The organism is Rhizobium sp. 10PS4, assembly GCF_032464805.1.
Lineage (GTDB): Bacteria > Pseudomonadota > Alphaproteobacteria > Rhizobiales > Rhizobiaceae > Rhizobium > Rhizobium laguerreae.
The window spans coordinates 147,474-163,877 of the sequence record NZ_JAWDIW010000009.1; the positions used below are offsets into that span (position 1 = coordinate 147,474).

The 16,404-nt window shown below is 61.7% G+C and carries 9 protein-coding genes; all 9 read left to right on the forward strand.

All coding sequences use genetic code 11. From position 1 onward, the window contains the following. Positions 1 to 168 precede the first annotated feature (168 nt). The 9 genes from RWJ89_RS18565 (at position 169) to RWJ89_RS18605 (ending at position 16,305) form a co-directional block, all read left to right on the forward strand. Positions 169 to 1,227: a dipeptidase gene (locus RWJ89_RS18565; protein WP_316031236.1), complete on the forward strand. Its 1,059-nt coding sequence runs from the start codon at positions 169 to 171 to the stop codon at positions 1,225 to 1,227. A 37-nt stretch (positions 1,228 to 1,264) separates the two neighbouring features. Further along, a complete protein-coding gene (locus tag RWJ89_RS18570) occupies positions 1,265 to 2,908 on the forward strand; it encodes an ABC transporter substrate-binding protein (RefSeq protein WP_131665136.1) in 1,644 nt (547 codons plus the stop codon). Between the two features lie 18 nt (positions 2,909 to 2,926). Next, positions 2,927 to 3,994 (forward strand): ABC transporter permease, encoded by a 1,068-nt coding sequence (locus RWJ89_RS18575; protein WP_316031237.1) that lies wholly within the window; start codon positions 2,927 to 2,929, stop codon positions 3,992 to 3,994. Next, positions 3,991 to 4,926: an ABC transporter permease gene (locus tag RWJ89_RS18580; RefSeq protein WP_025396434.1), complete on the forward strand. Its 936-nt coding sequence runs from the start codon at positions 3,991 to 3,993 to the stop codon at positions 4,924 to 4,926. Before RWJ89_RS18575 ends, RWJ89_RS18580 begins: the two co-directional genes overlap by 4 nt. Next, positions 4,923 to 5,756 (forward strand): ABC transporter ATP-binding protein, encoded by an 834-nt coding sequence (locus RWJ89_RS18585; protein WP_020052145.1) that lies wholly within the window; start codon positions 4,923 to 4,925, stop codon positions 5,754 to 5,756. The genes RWJ89_RS18580 and RWJ89_RS18585 overlap by 4 nt, the downstream gene beginning before the upstream one ends. Next, on the forward strand, positions 5,753 to 6,502 hold the full coding sequence (locus RWJ89_RS18590; protein WP_221946120.1) for an ABC transporter ATP-binding protein: 750 nt from the start codon (positions 5,753 to 5,755) through the stop codon (positions 6,500 to 6,502). The genes RWJ89_RS18585 and RWJ89_RS18590 overlap by 4 nt, the downstream gene beginning before the upstream one ends. Positions 6,503 to 6,664: 162 nt before the next feature. Then, positions 6,665 to 6,853, forward strand: coding sequence for a hypothetical protein (locus RWJ89_RS18595; protein WP_020052143.1), 189 nt, complete (start codon positions 6,665 to 6,667; stop codon positions 6,851 to 6,853). A 127-nt stretch (positions 6,854 to 6,980) separates the two neighbouring features. Then, positions 6,981 to 7,145 (forward strand): hypothetical protein, encoded by a 165-nt coding sequence (locus tag RWJ89_RS18600; protein ID WP_316031238.1) that lies wholly within the window; start codon positions 6,981 to 6,983, stop codon positions 7,143 to 7,145. 640 nt (positions 7,146 to 7,785) lie between these two features. Continuing rightward, positions 7,786 to 16,305, forward strand: a complete 8,520-nt coding sequence (locus RWJ89_RS18605) for a GH36-type glycosyl hydrolase domain-containing protein (protein ID WP_316031239.1) — start codon at positions 7,786 to 7,788, stop codon at positions 16,303 to 16,305. The last annotated feature ends 99 nt before the right edge of the window (positions 16,306 to 16,404 follow it).

A 16,404-nucleotide genomic window follows, 5' to 3' on the forward strand; every position in this document is an offset into this window, starting at 1 on the left:
GGTGGCGAATTCCGTCAGCTTTTCTATTCTGGCCGCTTCATTCGCCCTCTACAGCGCCGCGCGTCTGAAAAGACGTGCGGCGCTGTAGCACTTTGAATGCTGCATAATTTTGTTCTTAAATCGATTCCGATTTAAGGAATTATGCAGTAGGGCAGCGCAGGAAGACAGATGCAATTCGTATTTGACGGTCACAACGACGTTCTCCTTCGACTCTGGACCCATTCAAAAGACGGCAGCGACCCGATCTCGGAATTCGCAGACGGCACGACGGTCGGCCATATCGATGCGCATCGGGCTAGAGAGGGCGGTCTTTCAGGCGGTCTCTGCGCCATCTATATTCCTTCGGGCGATCTCGTCTTCGCCGATCCGGATGCCGACGGCCGCTATGTGACGCCGATGGCGGCCCCTCTCGATCCGCTGCCTTCGCTTGCCATTGCCAATGAAATGGCGGCGATCGCGCTGCGGCTCGACCAGGCCGGCGCCTGGCGGCTCTGCCGGACGGTGAAGGATATCCGCAGCGCCATGGCGGACGACATTTTCGCCGCCGTCATGCATATGGAAGGCTGCGAGGCGATCGGCGCCGATCTCTCGGCGCTCGAGGTGTTCTATGCGGCAGGGCTGCGGTCGCTCGGTCCGGTCTGGAGCCGGCACAATGTCTTCGGTCACGGCGTGCCCTTCGCCTTCCCGATGTCGCCGGACACGGCGCCGGGCCTGACCGATGCCGGCTTCGCGCTGGTCAGGGAATGCAATCGTCTTGGTATCCTGATCGACCTTGCCCATATCACCGAGAAAGGTTTCTGGGACGTGGCGAAGAAGACGGACCAGCCGCTGGTCGCCAGCCATTCCAATGCCCACGCCCTGACGCCGGTCGCGCGCAACCTGACGGACAGGCAGCTCGATGCGATCCGCGAAAGCCGCGGGCTCGTCGGCATCAATTATGCCACCGCCATGCTGCGTGCCGACGGCCGCTCGGACAGCGACACGCCGCTTGCCGACATGATCCGCCACATCGACTATCTTGTGAACCGCATCGGCATCGACTGCGTGGCGCTCGGATCGGACTTCGACGGGGCCACCATTCCCGAGGAAATCGGCGATGCAGCCGGTAATCAGAAGCTGATTGCCGCTCTCAGAGAGGTTGGCTATGCTGACGCCGACCTGGCAAAACTCGCCCGTGAAAACTGGCTTCGCATTCTGGCTCAGGCTTGGCGGGAGGACCACGCCTAAGCCTTTCAAATCCAATCAAAAAACAGGGGAACAGACCATGATGATAACCAAACTCAGCCGCAATTTTCGCCTGCTTTCGGCGGGAGCCGCTCTTTCGCTCCTAATGATGGCCGCACCCTCCGCCTTTGCCGAGACGCCGAAGGACACGCTGGTCGAAGGCTTCGCGATCGACGACATCATCACGATGGATCCGGGCGAGGCTTTCGAGCTTTCGACGGCCGAAATCACTACCAACAGCTACAGCCTGCTCGTCCGTCTCGACATGGACGACACGTCCAAGGTGAAGGGCGATCTGGCCGAGAGCTGGAGCGTTTCCGATGACGGCCTTACCTATACGTTCAAGCTGAAGTCAGGCCTGAAATTCGCCTCCGGCAACCCAATCACCGCCGAAGACGTTGCCTGGTCGTTCGAGCGTGCCGTCAAGCTCGACAAGAGCCCGGCCTTCATCCTCACCCAATTCGGTCTGACCGGCGACAACGTCGCGGAAAAGGCCAAGGCTGCCGATGCCGGCACCTTCGTCTTCACGGTCGACAAGGCCTATGCGCCGAGCTTTGTGCTCAATTGCCTGACGGCAACCGTCGCTTCCGTCGTCGACAAGAAGCTGGTGCTGGAGCATGTGAAGGCGGTGACGCCGGATGCCGAGCACAAATACGACAACGACTTCGGCAATGAATGGCTGAAGACCGGCTATGCCGGCTCCGGCGCCTATAAGATGCGCGAATGGCGCGCCAACGAAGTCGTCGTGCTGGAGCGCAACGACAATTATTATGGCGACAAGGCAAAGCTCAACCGCGTCATCTACCGCTACATGAAGGAAAGTTCGGCCCAGCGCCTGGCGCTCGAAGCCGGTGATATCGATATCGCCCGCAATCTCGAGCCGGGCGACATCGACGCGGTTTCGAAGAATCCCGATCTCGCGACAACGAGTGCGCCGAAGGGCACGATCTATTATGTCAGCCTGAACAACAAGAACGAGAACCTGAAGAAGCCGGAAGTCCAGGAAGCCTTCAAATATCTGGTCGATTACGATGCGATCGGCGCAACGCTGATCAAGGGGATCGGCGAGATCCACCAGACCTTCCTGCCGAAGGGCCAGCTCGGCGCGCTCGATGAGAATCCCTACAAGCTCGATGTCGCCAAGGCCAAGGAACTGCTCGCCAAGGCCGGCGTACCCGACGGTTTCTCGATCACGATGGACGTGCGCAACAGTCAGCCGGTAACCGGTATCGCCGAATCCATGCAGCAGACGCTGGCGCAGGCCGGCGTGAAGATGGAAATCATCCCCGGCGACGGCAAGCAGACGCTGACCAAGTATCGCGCCCGTACCCATGACATGTATATCGGCCAGTGGGGCTCGGACTATTTCGATCCGCATTCCAATGCCGATACCTTTACCGGCAATCCCGACAATTCCGATGCGGGCACGGTGAAGACGCTCGCGTGGCGCAACACCTGGGAAGCGCCGGAGCTCGACAAGCAAGCCAAGGCAGCACTTCTGGAGCGCGACGCCGCCAAGCGCGCCGCCATATATCAGGACATCCAGAAGAAGTACTTGGCAAACAGCCCCTTCGTCTTCATCTTCCAGCAGACCGAGGTGGCTGGCTACCGCAAGAACCTGAAGGACTTCAAGCTGGGTCCGAGCTTCGACACCAATTTCGTCGGTCCGATCGCCAAGGAATAGTCCGGCAGGATTGGTCGCTTGAGCACCGTCGAAGCAACGCAGGAGGCGCGGCCCCGAAAGGGCCGTGCTAGGGCCTTTGCAAAGGCGCTAGGGCGGTTTCTGTTTGCCGCCGTCACCACCTATCTCGGCCTGCTGGCCGTCACCTTCTTCATCGGCCGCGTCGTGCCGATCGATCCCGTGCTCGCCATTCTCGGCGACCGCGCGCCCAACCACGTCGTCGAGCGGGTGCGACAGGAGATGGGCTTCAACCTGCCGCTCTATCAGCAATTTTTCCTTTATATCAAAGGTATACTGTCCGGCGATTTCGGCAATTCGGTGCTGACGACCAATCCTGTCATGGTCGATATCCGCCGTGTCCTGCCTGCGACCATCGAGCTCGCAACGTTCGGAACGCTCATCGGCGCCTTCGTCGGCGTACCGCTCGGCGTTCTCGCCGCGGTGCGCCGCGGCAGCATCGCCGACCAGGTGGTGCGCGTCATCGGCCTCATCGGCTATTCGGTGCCGATCTTCTGGCTGGCGCTGATCTCGCTCGTCATCTTCTATGCGCGACTGCGGTGGGTGGCTTTCCCCGGCCGCATCGACATCGTCTTCGAATATACGTTCACGCCGATCACCGGCCTCTACCTCTTCGACAGCGCCTGGCAGGGGCAATGGGACGTCTTCTACGATGTCTTCCGCCACATCATCCTGCCCGCCTCGCTGCTCGGCTATTTCTCGCTCGCCTATATCAGCCGTATGACGCGCAGCTTCATGCTGAACGAGCTTTCACAGGAATACATCGTTGCCGCGCGGGCCAAGGGGCTTTCGGAAACGCGGGTGATCTGGGGCCATGCGCTGCGCAATGCCGCCGTGCCGCTCGTCACCGTGATTGCACTTTCCTATGCCGGCCTGCTCGAAGGATCGGTGCTGACGGAAACCGTCTTTTCCTGGCCGGGCATCGGGCTCTACATCACCAATTCGCTGCAGAACGCCGATATGAACGCCGTGCTCGGCGGCACGATCGTCATCGGTACTGTTTTCATCGGCATCAACCTACTGTCCGATCTTCTCTACCGGACGCTCGACCCGAGGACGCGAAACCGATGACGGCCAATGCCAGCCCATCTCCTGCGATGAGCCGCCGCGAATGGCTGCTCTCCGACCGGCCGCAATCGCGCCTGCAAGCCCGCCTCGGCCGCACCTATGTCACCTGGCGGCAGTTTACGGCAAACAGGCTCGCTGTCGTCGGCCTGCTGATCATCGTGGCGCTGCTTTTCATCGCCGCCTTTGCCGATGTGCTGGCCACGCATAATCCCGTTGTCGGCGATCTGCGCAATGCTCGGCTGCTGCCGCCCGGCACGGGCGAGTTCTGGCTCGGTTCGGACGATCAGGGTCGTGATATCTATTCGCGGCTGATCTACGGATCGCGATTGACGCTGCTCGTCGTCGTGCTCGTTGCAGTCATCTCGGCGCCGGTCGGGCTGATTGTCGGCACGGTCTCCGGTTATGCCGGAGGCTGGGTGGATGCGACGCTGATGCGCATCACCGATATCTTCCTCGCCTTTCCGAAGCTGGTGCTGGCGCTCGCCTTCGTCGCAGCCCTCGGTCCCGGCATCCAGAACGCGATCATCGCCATCGCCATCACCTCCTGGCCGCCCTATGCCCGCATTGCGCGCGCCGAGACGCTGACGGTCCGGCGTTCCGACTATATTTCGGCGGTGAAGCTGATGGGCGCCTCGCCGCTTCGCATTATCGTGCGCCATGTCATGCCACTCTGCATTTCCTCGCTAATCGTGCGCGTGACGCTCGACATGGCGGGCATCATCCTGACGGCGGCCGGTCTCGGTTTCCTCGGCCTCGGGGCGCAGCCGCCGCTGCCGGAATGGGGTGCGATGATCGCCTCGGGACGGCGCTTCATCCTCGATCAATGGTGGGTCGCGGCGATGCCCGGCATCGCCATCCTCATCGTCAGCCTCGGCTTCAATCTCCTCGGCGACGGCCTGCGCGACGCGCTCGATCCGAAGGAGAGCGGCCAATGACGACACTTCTGACGGTGGACAAGCTGAAGGTCAGCTATCCCACGCGCACCGGCGTGATCGAGGCCGTGCGCGGCGTCTCCTTCACGCTCGGCAAGGAAAGGCTCGGCATCGTCGGCGAATCCGGTTCCGGCAAGTCGCAGACCGGACGGGCAATCATGGGCCTGACGCCGAAACACGGCATCGTCACGGCCGACAGGCTTAATTTCAACGGCATCGATCTTATCAATGCCTCGGCCGGCGAAAGGCGCAGGCTGCGCGGCAAGCGCATCGCCATGATCCTGCAGGATCCGAAATATTCGCTCGATCCCGTCATGTCGATCGGACGGCAGATCTGCGAAACGCTGCGCACGCACGAGAAGGTCGGCAAGGCGGAGGCGCGCGAGCGCGCGCTCGCGATGCTGGAAGCGGTGCAGATCCGCGACCCGAAACGTGTCTTCGACCTGCATCCGCACGAGGTTTCGGGCGGCATGGGGCAGCGTGCGATGATCGCCATGATGCTGATTGCCGGGCCGGAACTGCTGATTGCGGACGAGCCGACCTCGGCGCTCGACGTGACGGTGCAACTCGACGTGCTGAGGATCATGGACAGGCTGGTGTCCGAGCGCGGCATGGGGCTGATCTTCGTCTCCCACGATCTGAGGCTGGTCTCTTCCTTCTGCGATCGCGTCATCGTCATGTATGCCGGAAAGATCGTCGAGGAGCTGGCGGCGGCCGATCTCAAACATGCGCAGCATCCCTATACGCAGGGACTGCTGAACTGCATGCCCGAGATCGGCGCAAACCGCCACCCGCTGCCGGTGCTCGACCGCAAGCCGGAGTGGGCGGCATGAGTGCAGCTCTCGAGATCGACGATCTCAGCGTCGTCTACGACCATTTTCATGCCTTAAAGAATGTCAGCATCGCTGTCGAACGCGGCGAATCCTTTGGTCTCGTCGGCGAATCCGGCTCGGGAAAATCGACCTTGCTGCGGGCCGTTGCCGGACTTGCGCCGGTCAGCGGCGGCGCGATCAACATCGATGGCGAGCCGCTGAAAGGTTCGAAACGCAGCAAAGTCTTCTACCGGCGCGTGCAAATGGTCTTCCAGGACCCTTATGGATCGCTGCATCCGCGCCAGACGATCGACCGGCTTCTGCTCGAACCGCTAGCAATCCACGGCATCGCCGACGGCGAGAAGCGCATCGCCCGCGCGCTCGACGAGGTCGGCCTCGGCAATGGTTTCCGTTTCCGCTATCCGCATCAGCTCTCCGGCGGCCAGCGCCAGCGCGTGGCGATCGCCCGGGCGCTGATCGTCGAACCGTCGATCCTGCTGCTCGACGAGCCGACATCGGCGCTCGACGCCTCGGTGCAGGCCGAAGTGCTGAACCTTTTGGAAGAGATCCGGCGCGACCGCAAGCTCACCTTCGTGATGGTCAGCCATGACCTCGGTGTCGTCACCCATATGTGTGAAAGGCTCGCCGTAATGCGCAACGGCGCCGTCATCGAGCGATTGAGCTCGCAGGACCTGGCGGAAGGCGCGGTTCACGAGGACTATACGAGAAATTTGATGATCGCGAGCAAGGGTTTCGTCAAAGCCTGAAAGTCAATCTTTTCAAACCGTTGAAAAGAAAAAACCGGCGGCGGCGTTAAGGATAATGCTTCCCTAAAAGACGACCATTCAACTAGACTATTGACAGCTGCCTCGCTTCTGTCATGATCCCGTTAACGATTGTTAGCTTTCGTGATCGATGGAGGTTGATGCATGTTCTTTCTCGGTGGGATGACCATGGGTTACCTCGATCCTCCTGTTCGAGCCGATCGCCGGGAACAGATTTCGGCATCCATTCCTGCGGAAAAGGACCGTCGGCTGATCGAGACTTCCTCCAACCCGTCGCAGAACGAGAACGCCGTCGAGCGCTCGTTGATCTGGGCATGGCGCACGCTCTGCTAAAAGGGCTGGTTGAATTTTCTCTTCCGCTCGCTCTGGACGGAAATTTATCTCTACCTACTTGATAGAGAAAATAAAAATATAAGCGCGAGCCGCACAACCGGCCGCACGAGAACAACGGAGGCGACATATGGCAGACCTGGGTATTTCGCATGCTCACGCGAACCAGTATGGTTCCGTACCGACCAAGAAGCCGCTCACCACGCGCCACAGGCTTCAGACGATGCTCCATGGCGCGATCTTCACCGCAGCATTCCTGTTCGTCGTAGCCATGGTTTGCGGCGTCGTCGGATAATCAAGCGTCGGCCGATGCCGGCGCTGCGGCGGTTTCCGCCTTTATAGAATTTCGGAACATTTCATTTGTCTCGGCACTCTCCTGACACTCGAATGTCAAAAGGAGAGTGGTCACGAGAGGCATTTTGTTATGGTTGGTCGGCATTCCGATCTCCATCATCCTTCTTCTGTACTTTTTTCACGCCATCTAAAACGCACCACGGCGGCCTCGATCTCAAGCGCAAGCAGCGTGGGGCGCCAGCCGCCCAAGCCGCCGCCGGCGCATGGTCGGGCAATCATGCGTCTTTCGTTTTTCTGAAATCGAAGAGCTCTTGCATTGCCGGAACCAGGTGCCGGCATTTCGCCATTTCCACCGCCCAGACAAGATCGCCGGGGCGGCGCGCATGCCGCTTGACTTGAATTTTCCCGAGGGTGTCCAAATTTTCGACATGGCTTTCGCAGAGAGGGTATCGATGGTCTTGATCCCGTCGGGTCACGTCCTGAACAGGGCTTAGCCCGTTTGCATTGCTTGGCCCGAGTGTCGTTCACCCAGCTTCATCGATCTTTGAAGAATAGGGCTCCGTTCATGTAGCAGTCATGATAAGCAGTGCAAAAGGCTGAGCAAAACAGCCATAACTTTGTTTGGATCCAGAACCGAACCCATGTCTATTTCTCATCTTTCTCCGAGCCTTCCGCGCGAACCCGAGACGAAGCAGATCGATCACAACGGTTCGATCCGCTCGACCTATCTTTCGAACGAGGACATCAAGGCGATGGGCGATGCGGTCGCCCGCAACGGCGTCGACAAGCTGCCGGCTTTCGCCCCCTTCGATTTCTTCGCTCGGCATAAGGAAAACGAGAAGGAAATCCTGCGCGTCTACCGGACCACGGCGACCGATGTCGAGGCCGGCGATACCATCACGCCGGCGGCAGAATGGCTGCTGGATAATCACTATATCGTCGAAGAGGCGATCCAGGAGGTGCGGCGCGACTTTCCCCGGCGCTTCTATCGCGAATTGCCGACCATGGTCGTCGGCGGTGTCGAGGTGCCGCGCACCCTCGTGCTTGCCTGGCTCTATGTCGCCCATACCCACAGCACGATCTCGCAGGAAAGTCTGACGGCGCTGGTCGACGGCTTCCAGGCCAGCGAGACGCTCAGGATCGGCGAACTCTGGGCGTTACCGTCCCTCGTGCGCTACGTGCTCGTGGAAAATCTTCGTCGCATTTCGAGCCGTGTCGAAGCCAGCCGCCGCCTGCGCCGCCGCGCCAACGAGGCGGCCGACGAATTGGTGCGCCTGACCGACCCAGCCGCAGCTGCCGCCTACCTGAAGACGCTGGAACCGCTTGCCGAGGACAATACCTTCTCGACGCAGTTCCTCTATCGCCTGCGCGACGGCTCTCAGACCTCGAGCCTGGCGATCACCTGGCTCGATCAGCGGCTGGAGGAGCTCGGCCGCAACACCGAAGAGGCGACGACGGCCGAACACAGCCGGCTCTCTTCCGGCAACGTGACGATGGGCAACATCATCCGCAGCCTTCGCGAGATCGACGATGCCGAATGGTCCGTCTGGGTCGAGCAGGTCAGCCATGTCGACAAGCTGCTCTGGGAGCATTCGGATTACGGCATCCTCGATTCCGGCTCGCGCAACAAATATCGCAAGCAAATCGAGAAGCTGGCCAAGCGCTCGCCGCTGTCGGAAATGGAAATCGCCCAGCTGGCGCTCGACATGACCGATGCCGCCAAGGCCTCCGACGAGCCGCAGCCGCATGAACCGAATGTCGGCGGCTTCCTGTCGGGCGCGCAGCGGCCGAAACTCGAGGCGCGGGCGAATTATCGCCCGACGGTCATCCAGCATTTCGTGCGCGCCGTGCGCCGGTTCAACTGGCTGGCGATCGCCGTGCCCGTCATGCTGCTGACGGTCATCGCCATGGCGATCGTCGGCAAGTTCATGGCGAATGCCGGCATGGGGGCGGTCGAAATCGCCCTGCTGCTGATCATGTTCTCAGTGCCGGCGTCGGAGGGGGCGACGGGTCTCTTCAACACCTTGCTGTCCTTCTTCGTGACGCCGGCGCGCCTCGTCGGCTACGAGTTCAAGGAAGGCATTCCGGAAGATGCGCGCACGCTGCTCGTCGTGCCCTGCCTGATCTCGAACCGCGACAGTGTCGACGATCACGTGCGCAATCTCGAAGTCCATTATCTCGCCAATCCGCGTGGCGAGATCTATTTCGCGATGCTCAGCGACTGGCCAGACAGCGAGGCCGAGGAAACGCCTGCCGATCTTGAGGTTCTCGATTATGCCAGGCGCGAGATCGCCAATCTCTCCGCCCGTTATGCCTATGACGGCAAGACGCGTTTCTATCTGCTGCATCGCCGCCGCCTCTACAATCCCTCGGAAGGCGTCTGGATGGGTTGGGAGCGCAAGCGCGGCAAGCTGCACGAGCTGAACATGCTTCTGCGCGGCGACCGCGACACGACCTACCTGCCGGGCGCCAATACCGTGCCGGCCAATGTGCAATATGTCATGACGCTCGATGCCGATACGCGCCTGATGCGCGATGCCGTCACCAAGCTCGTCGGCAAGCTCTATCATCCGATCAACCGCCCGGTCATCAATCCGAAAACCGGCCGCGTCGAAAGCGGCTATGGCGTGCTGCAGCCGCGTGTCACCCCGTCGCTGACGACGGGCAAGGACGCGTCGGTCTTCCAGCGGGTCTTTTCGATCAACCGCGGCCTCGATCCTTACGTCTTCACCGTTTCCGACGTCTATCAGGATCTCGCCGGCGAAGGCACCTTCACCGGCAAGGGCCTTTACCATGTCGACGCCTTTGAAGCGTCGCTGAAGGGTCGGATCGACGAGAACTCCGTGCTCAGCCACGATCTTCTCGAAGGTTCGATGGCGCGTTGCGCGCTCGTCACCGATCTCGAACTGGTGGAGGATTTCCCGATCCGCTACGAGGTGGAAACCTCGCGCCAGCATCGCTGGGCGCGTGGTGACTGGCAGCTTCTCCCCTACATGTTCAATCCGAAATACGGCGTCACGGCACTCGGCCGCTGGAAAATGTTCGACAATCTGCGCCGCTCGCTGACGCCGATCGCCTGGTTCTTCGCCTCCGTGCTCGGTTGGTATTTCATGGGGCCGCTCGGCGCACTCATCTGGCAGATTCTGCTGATCTTCTGCCTCTTCGTCGCGCCGACGTTGTCGCTCATCAACGGCATCATCCCGCGCACCAGCGATATCATCGCCCGCGCCCATCTCTATACGGTCTGGTCCGATATCACCGCTGCCAATGCGCAGGTTGCGCTGCGCATCGTCTTCATCGCCGATTCGGCTTGCATGATGGCGGATGCGATCGGCCGTTCGCTCTACCGCCTGTTCGTCAGCCGCAAGCTGATGCTGCAGTGGCGGACCGCCGCCAGCGTCCAGGCCGGCGGCCAGGGCACGCTGATCTCCTATTACAAGGCGATGTGGCATGCGCCGGTGCTGGCACTGCTGGCGCTCGGTTTTGCTGCCCTTCCCGGCGACAACGCCTTCCTCGTCGGCATTCCCTTCGCGCTGCTGTGGATCCTGTCGCCTGTTGTCGCCTGGTATGTCAGCCAGTCGGCGGAGACCGAGGATCGGCTCGAGGTCGCCGATTCCGTGTCGAGCGAACTGCGCAAGATCGCCCGGCGCACCTGGCGTTATTTCGAGACCTTCACGACGGCCGAGCAGAATTATCTGCCGCCGGACAATATCCAGGAAACGCCGCATGTGATCGTCGCGGCGCGCACCTCGCCGACCAATATCGGCGTCTATCTGCTTTCCGTTGTTTCCGGCCGGCATTTCGGCTGGTTCTCCTTCGAGGAGACGCTCGAGCGGCTGGAGCAGACGATCGCGACGATCGACAAAATGGAGAAATTCCGCGGTCACCTGTTCAACTGGTACCACACCGATACGCTGCAGACGCTTGGCCCCCGTTACGTCTCGGCCGTCGACAGCGGCAATCTCGCCGGCCATCTGATCGCCATTTCGTCGGCCTGCCGCAACTGGGCCGAGGCGCCGTCCGCTCATATGCAGGGCAATCTCGACGGCGTCGGCGACACGGCCGGCATTCTCGGCGAAGTGCTGGCGGACCTGCCCGACGATCGCAAGACCGTGCGCCCGCTGCGCCGACGCCTGGAGGAGCGCATCGTCGGCTTCCAGAACGCACTCGCCGCCGTCAAGCGCGAGCACGAATTTGCCTCCATCCGCATCATCAACCTCGCCGTTCTCGCGCGCGACATCGAGAAGCTCGCCGCCAATCTCGACCATGAGGTCAAGTCGAAGCAGAGCGAAGAGGTCACCTTGTGGGCGGCATCGCTGGTGAAGGTCTGCGAGGCGCATATTTCCGACAGCACCTTCGATCTTTCCAAGGTCGATGCGCTGAGGCCGCGGCTGGTGGCGCTGCGCGACAAGGCGCGCGATCTCGCCTTCTCGATGGATTTCGGCTTCCTGTTCCGGCCAGAGCGGCGTCTGCTGTCGATCGGCTATCGCGTCGAAAGCGGTGAACTCGACCAGGCCTGCTACGACCTTCTCGCCTCGGAATGCCGCCTGACCAGCCTCTTCGGCATCGCCAAGGGCGACCTGCCGACGGAACACTGGTACCGTCTCGGCCGCCAGGTCGTGCCTGTGGGGTCGCGCGGCGCGCTGGTTTCCTGGTCCGGCTCGATGTTCGAATATCTGATGCCGCCGCTCGTCATGCAGGAGCGCGGTGGGGGTATTCTCAACCAGACGAACAATCTGGTCGTCGTCGAGCAGATGAATTATGCCCGCAAGCTCGGTATCCCCTGGGGCATTTCGGAAGCGGCCTTCAATGCCCGCGACCATAATCTCAATTATCAGTACACGAATTTCGGCGTGCCGACGCTCGGCCTGAAGCGCGGTCTCGGCCACAATGCCGTCATCGCGCCTTACGCTTCGCTGCTCGCCGCCCAGTACGACCCGCCGGGGGCGCTCGAAAACCTGCAGAGGCTGCGCAAGGTCGGTGCGCTCGGCAAGTTCGGCTTCCACGACGCCGTCGACTTCACGCCGACGCGCGTGCCGGAAGGCAAGAAATGCGCGGTAGTCTACAATTATTATGCCCACCATCACGGCATGTCGATCGCGGCGGTCGCCAACGTCGCCTTCAACGGCCATCTGCGCGAGCTCTTCCACTCCGATCCCGTCATCGAGGCAGCGGAACTGCTGCTGCAGGAAAAGGCGCCGCGCGACATTCCGGTCATGAGCGGCAAGCATGAATCCGACACGCCGGCCAGCATCCAGGACGATCTCCTGCGGCCGGAGATCAGGAAGATCAGCGATCCGGCTTCGCGCGACCGCGAACTCGTCTTTCTGTCGAACGGCCATTATTCGTTGATGCTGACGGCGACGGGCGCCGGTTATTCCCGCTGGAACGGTCTTGCCGTTTCCCGCTGGAAAGCCGATCCGACCGAAGACCGCTGGGGCAGCTTCATCTTCCTGCGCGATACCGCCACCAACGAATGGTGGTCGGCGACATCAGAGCCGAAGGGTGTCGAAGGCGAAAAGATCAAGGTCGAATTCGCGGACGAGAAGGCGCAGTTCACCAAGATGGTCGGTGACCTCACAAGCGAGGTGGAGTGCATCGTCGCGACCGAGCATGATGCCGAGGCCCGCCGCGTCACGCTGCTCAACATGGGTACGGAAGACCGTTTCATCGAGGTCACCTCCTATCTCGAACCGGTGATCACCTCCGACGATACCGACAATGCGCATCCGGCATTCGCCCGCATGTTCGTCAAGACAGAGATCGGCAAGCGCGGCGACGTCATTCGCGCCGAACGCAACAAGCGCGATCCAAACGAGCCCAATATCAGCATCGCGCACCTGATCGTCGACAATGCCGGGGATACCCGCCATACCGAATTCGAGACCGACCGGCGCAAGTTCATCGGCCGTGGCCGCAGCCTTGCCGATGCGGCGGCCTTCGATCCGGGTGCAACACTTTCCGGTAGCGACGGCTTCATGCTTGATGCCATCATGTCGCTGCGCCGCACCGTCCGCGTACCGGCCGGCAAGAAAGTCAGCGTGATCTTCTGGACTATCGCGGCGCCGAGCCGCGACGAAGTCGACAAGGCGGTCAATCGCTACCGTCATCCCGACGCCTTCACTCACGAGCTCGTCCAGGCCTGGACGCGCACGCAGGTGCAGATGCGCCATGTCGGCGTCACCTCGCAGCAGGCGGCGGCCTTCCAGCATCTCGGACGCTACCTCGTCTATCCCGACATGCAACTGCGCAAGGACGAGGCGACCGTCGAGGCCGGCCTGCAGTCGCAATCGGCGCTCTGGCCGTTGGCGATTTCCGGCGACTTCCCGATCTTCACGCTGCGCATCAACGACGACATGGATCTCGACATCGCCCGCGAGGCGCTGCTGGCGCAGGAATATCTGCGCTCGCGCGGCGTCACCGCCGATCTGGTGATCATGAACGAACGCGCTTCGTCCTATGCGCAAGACATGCAGCATGCGCTCGACGCCATGTGCGAAAACGTGCGCCGCATGGGCCAGGCCGACGGGTTGCGCCAGCATATCTTTGCGGTTCGCAAGGACCTGATGGAGGAAGCCACCTATCATGCGCTGATCGCGGCTTCCCGCGTCACGCTGCATACCAAGAACGGCAAGGTGGTCGACCAGATCAACCGCGCCGTCGCGCTGTTTGCACCCTCCAAGGAGGAGTTGCAGGAGATGGAACGGGCCGAGCGCAACAAGGCCCCCGTCAAGCGTGTTGCGCCGGTGCCGCCACCTGTCGTGCCCGCCGTCGTAATCGAGGAGGAAGGCGATCTCGACTTCTGGAACGGCATCGGCGGCTTTGCCCGCGACGGACGCGAATATGTCGTTCGGCTGCCAGGAGGTCATGCGACGCCGCAGCCCTGGATCAATGTCATTTCCAACGACAGCTTCGGCTTCCACGCGTCGGCCGAGGGCTCGGGCTTCACCTGGAGCGTCAATTCGCGCGACTATCAGCTGACCTCCTGGTCGAACGATGCCGTGGTCAACCGTTCGGGAGAGGCGTTCTATCTCACCGATCTTGACAGCGGTGCCGTCATGACGCCGTTCGCAGCGCTTTCCCGCAGGCCGGACATTCGTTTCGAAGCCCGCCACGGGCTCGGTTATTCCGTCTTCTCCAGTGTTCAGCACGAGATCGCGCTGGAGCTGACGCAGACGATCGATCGCGAAAAGCCGGTGAAACTGCAGCGCCTGCGCCTGCGCAACACCGGTTCGACCAGCCGCAAACTGCGCCTCTATGGTTATGTTGAATGGATCCTCGGCAGCAATCCGGGACGCACGGTGCCTTTCATCCTGTCGAGCCAGGATGAGGAGACGGGCGCGCTGTTTGCCACCAATCCCTACAGCATCGATTTTTCCAACCGCACCGCCTTCTTCGCGGCGAGCGAGACACTTTCGAGTTTTTCGGCAAGCCGACGCGAATTCATCGGCAAGGCGGGGACGATCCAGGCACCGCAGGCCGTCACTTCCGCCGCCGCCCTTTCCGGTGTGACGGAACTCGACGGTGATCCGGCCGCGGCGCTTGCAATCGACATCGAGCTTAACGCCGGCGAGGAGCGCGACTTCACCTTCTTCCTCGGCGATACGCCGACGGAAGAAGAAGCGCGCACTGTTATCGCCGATATCCGCAAGGCTTCGTTCGACGAGACCGTCGAGGCAAACCGCGCCTTCTGGCGGGATTTCACCGGCAGGCTGCAGATATCGACGCCGGATCGCGGGATGAACAATCTCGTCAACACCTGGCTGCCATATCAGAGCCTCGGCTGCCGCATCATGGCCCGTACCGCCTTCTACCAGGCAAGCGGCGCCTTCGGCTTCCGCGACCAGCTGCAGGACACGCTGGCCTTCGTGCTGCACGAACCCTCGCTTGCCCGCCGGCAGATCCTGAATGCCGCTTCGCGGCAATTCCGCGAAGGCGATGTACAGCATTGGTGGCTGCCCGGAACGGGTGCCGGCGTGCGCACACTGATCTCGGACGACGTCGTCTGGCTCGCTTACGCGATCCATCACTATTGCAGCGTCACCGGCGACAAAGACGTGCTCGACGAGGAGATCGCCTTCCTGGAAGGACCGGCACTGCTCGAAGGCCAGCACGACTCATTCTACAAGCCGGAAATTTCCGAGGATAAGGCGAGCGTCTACGAACACGCGGCGCTGGCGCTCGATCTCGCCATCGCCCGCAAGGGGGCAAACGGCCTGCCGCTGTTCCTCGGCGGAGACTGGAACGACGGCATGAACCGCGTCGGCATCGGCGGGCGCGGTACCAGCGTCTGGCTCGGCTGGTTCCTGGCGGGCGCATTGCGCTCCTTCATTCCCTATGCAGAAGAGCGTGGCGACACGCCCCGCACGGAGCGCTGGTCGGCGCATCTCAGCGAGCTGAAGAAGGCGCTCGAAACCGCGGCCTGGGATGGGGCCTATTATCGCCGCGGCACGTTCGACGACGGTGCACTGCTCGGCTCCAGGGAAAGTCCGGAATGCCGGATCGATTCGATCGCGCAGTCCTGGAGCGTTCTGTCCGGCGAGGGCGATCCGGCCCGCGCCGTCACGGCGATGGATGCGGTGCTCGATCAGTTGGTCGACGAGGATGCCCGCATCATCCGGCTGTTCACGCCGCCTTTCGTCAATTCCGCCAGGGATCCCGGCTATATCAAGGCTTATCCGCCGGGTGTGCGTGAAAATGGCGGGCAATATACCCATGCCGCGACCTGGGTGGTGATGGCGCTGGCGGAGCTGAAGCGGGGCGACGATGCCTTCCGCTGCTTCCAGATCCTCAATCCGATCACCCACGCGCTCGACAAGGCTTCAGCGGAGCAATACCGCGTCGAACCTTATGTCGTGGCGGCCGACGTCTACGGCCATGATCCCTATGCGTCGCGCGGCGGCTGGACCTGGTATACCGGGTCTGCCGGCTGGCTCTACCGCGCCGCCGTCGAGGGCATCCTCGGCATCCGGCTGAGGGGCGGCCGGCTCTATGTGCGCCCGTCGCTCCCGTCGGAATGGGACGGTTTTGCGGCAGAGGTGGAGCAAGGCGGCGGCAAATACCGCATTTCGGTCTCAAAAGCGTCCAATGACAGCGGCTACACTCTGTCGATCAACGGCTGCGAAGTCACCGATCCCGAAGAGGGATATCCGCTCGGATAACAGCGTTCTCCACGCTGAAAAACACGGCGATTCGCGATGGCCAAAAGGGAACCCTTTTGGCCATCGTCGCGTTTGCAAATCGGATAATAAGGAGACACC

What these genes read in the sequence shown, in the direction of transcription:
- RWJ89_RS18565 (WP_316031236.1), top strand. Translation starts at nt 169, where the DNA reads ATGCAATTCGTATTTGACGGTCACAACGACGTTCTCCTTCGACTCTGG.
- RWJ89_RS18570 (WP_131665136.1), top strand. Translation starts at nt 1,265, where the DNA reads ATGATGATAACCAAACTCAGCCGCAATTTTCGCCTGCTTTCGGCGGGA.
- RWJ89_RS18580 (WP_025396434.1), top strand. Translation starts at nt 3,991, where the DNA reads ATGACGGCCAATGCCAGCCCATCTCCTGCGATGAGCCGCCGCGAATGG.
- RWJ89_RS18585 (WP_020052145.1), top strand. Translation starts at nt 4,923, where the DNA reads ATGACGACACTTCTGACGGTGGACAAGCTGAAGGTCAGCTATCCCACG.
- RWJ89_RS18590 (WP_221946120.1), top strand. Translation starts at nt 5,753, where the DNA reads ATGAGTGCAGCTCTCGAGATCGACGATCTCAGCGTCGTCTACGACCAT.
- RWJ89_RS18595 (WP_020052143.1), top strand. Translation starts at nt 6,665, where the DNA reads ATGTTCTTTCTCGGTGGGATGACCATGGGTTACCTCGATCCTCCTGTT.
- RWJ89_RS18600 (WP_316031238.1), top strand. Translation starts at nt 6,981, where the DNA reads ATGGCAGACCTGGGTATTTCGCATGCTCACGCGAACCAGTATGGTTCC.
- RWJ89_RS18605 (WP_316031239.1), top strand. Translation starts at nt 7,786, where the DNA reads ATGTCTATTTCTCATCTTTCTCCGAGCCTTCCGCGCGAACCCGAGACG.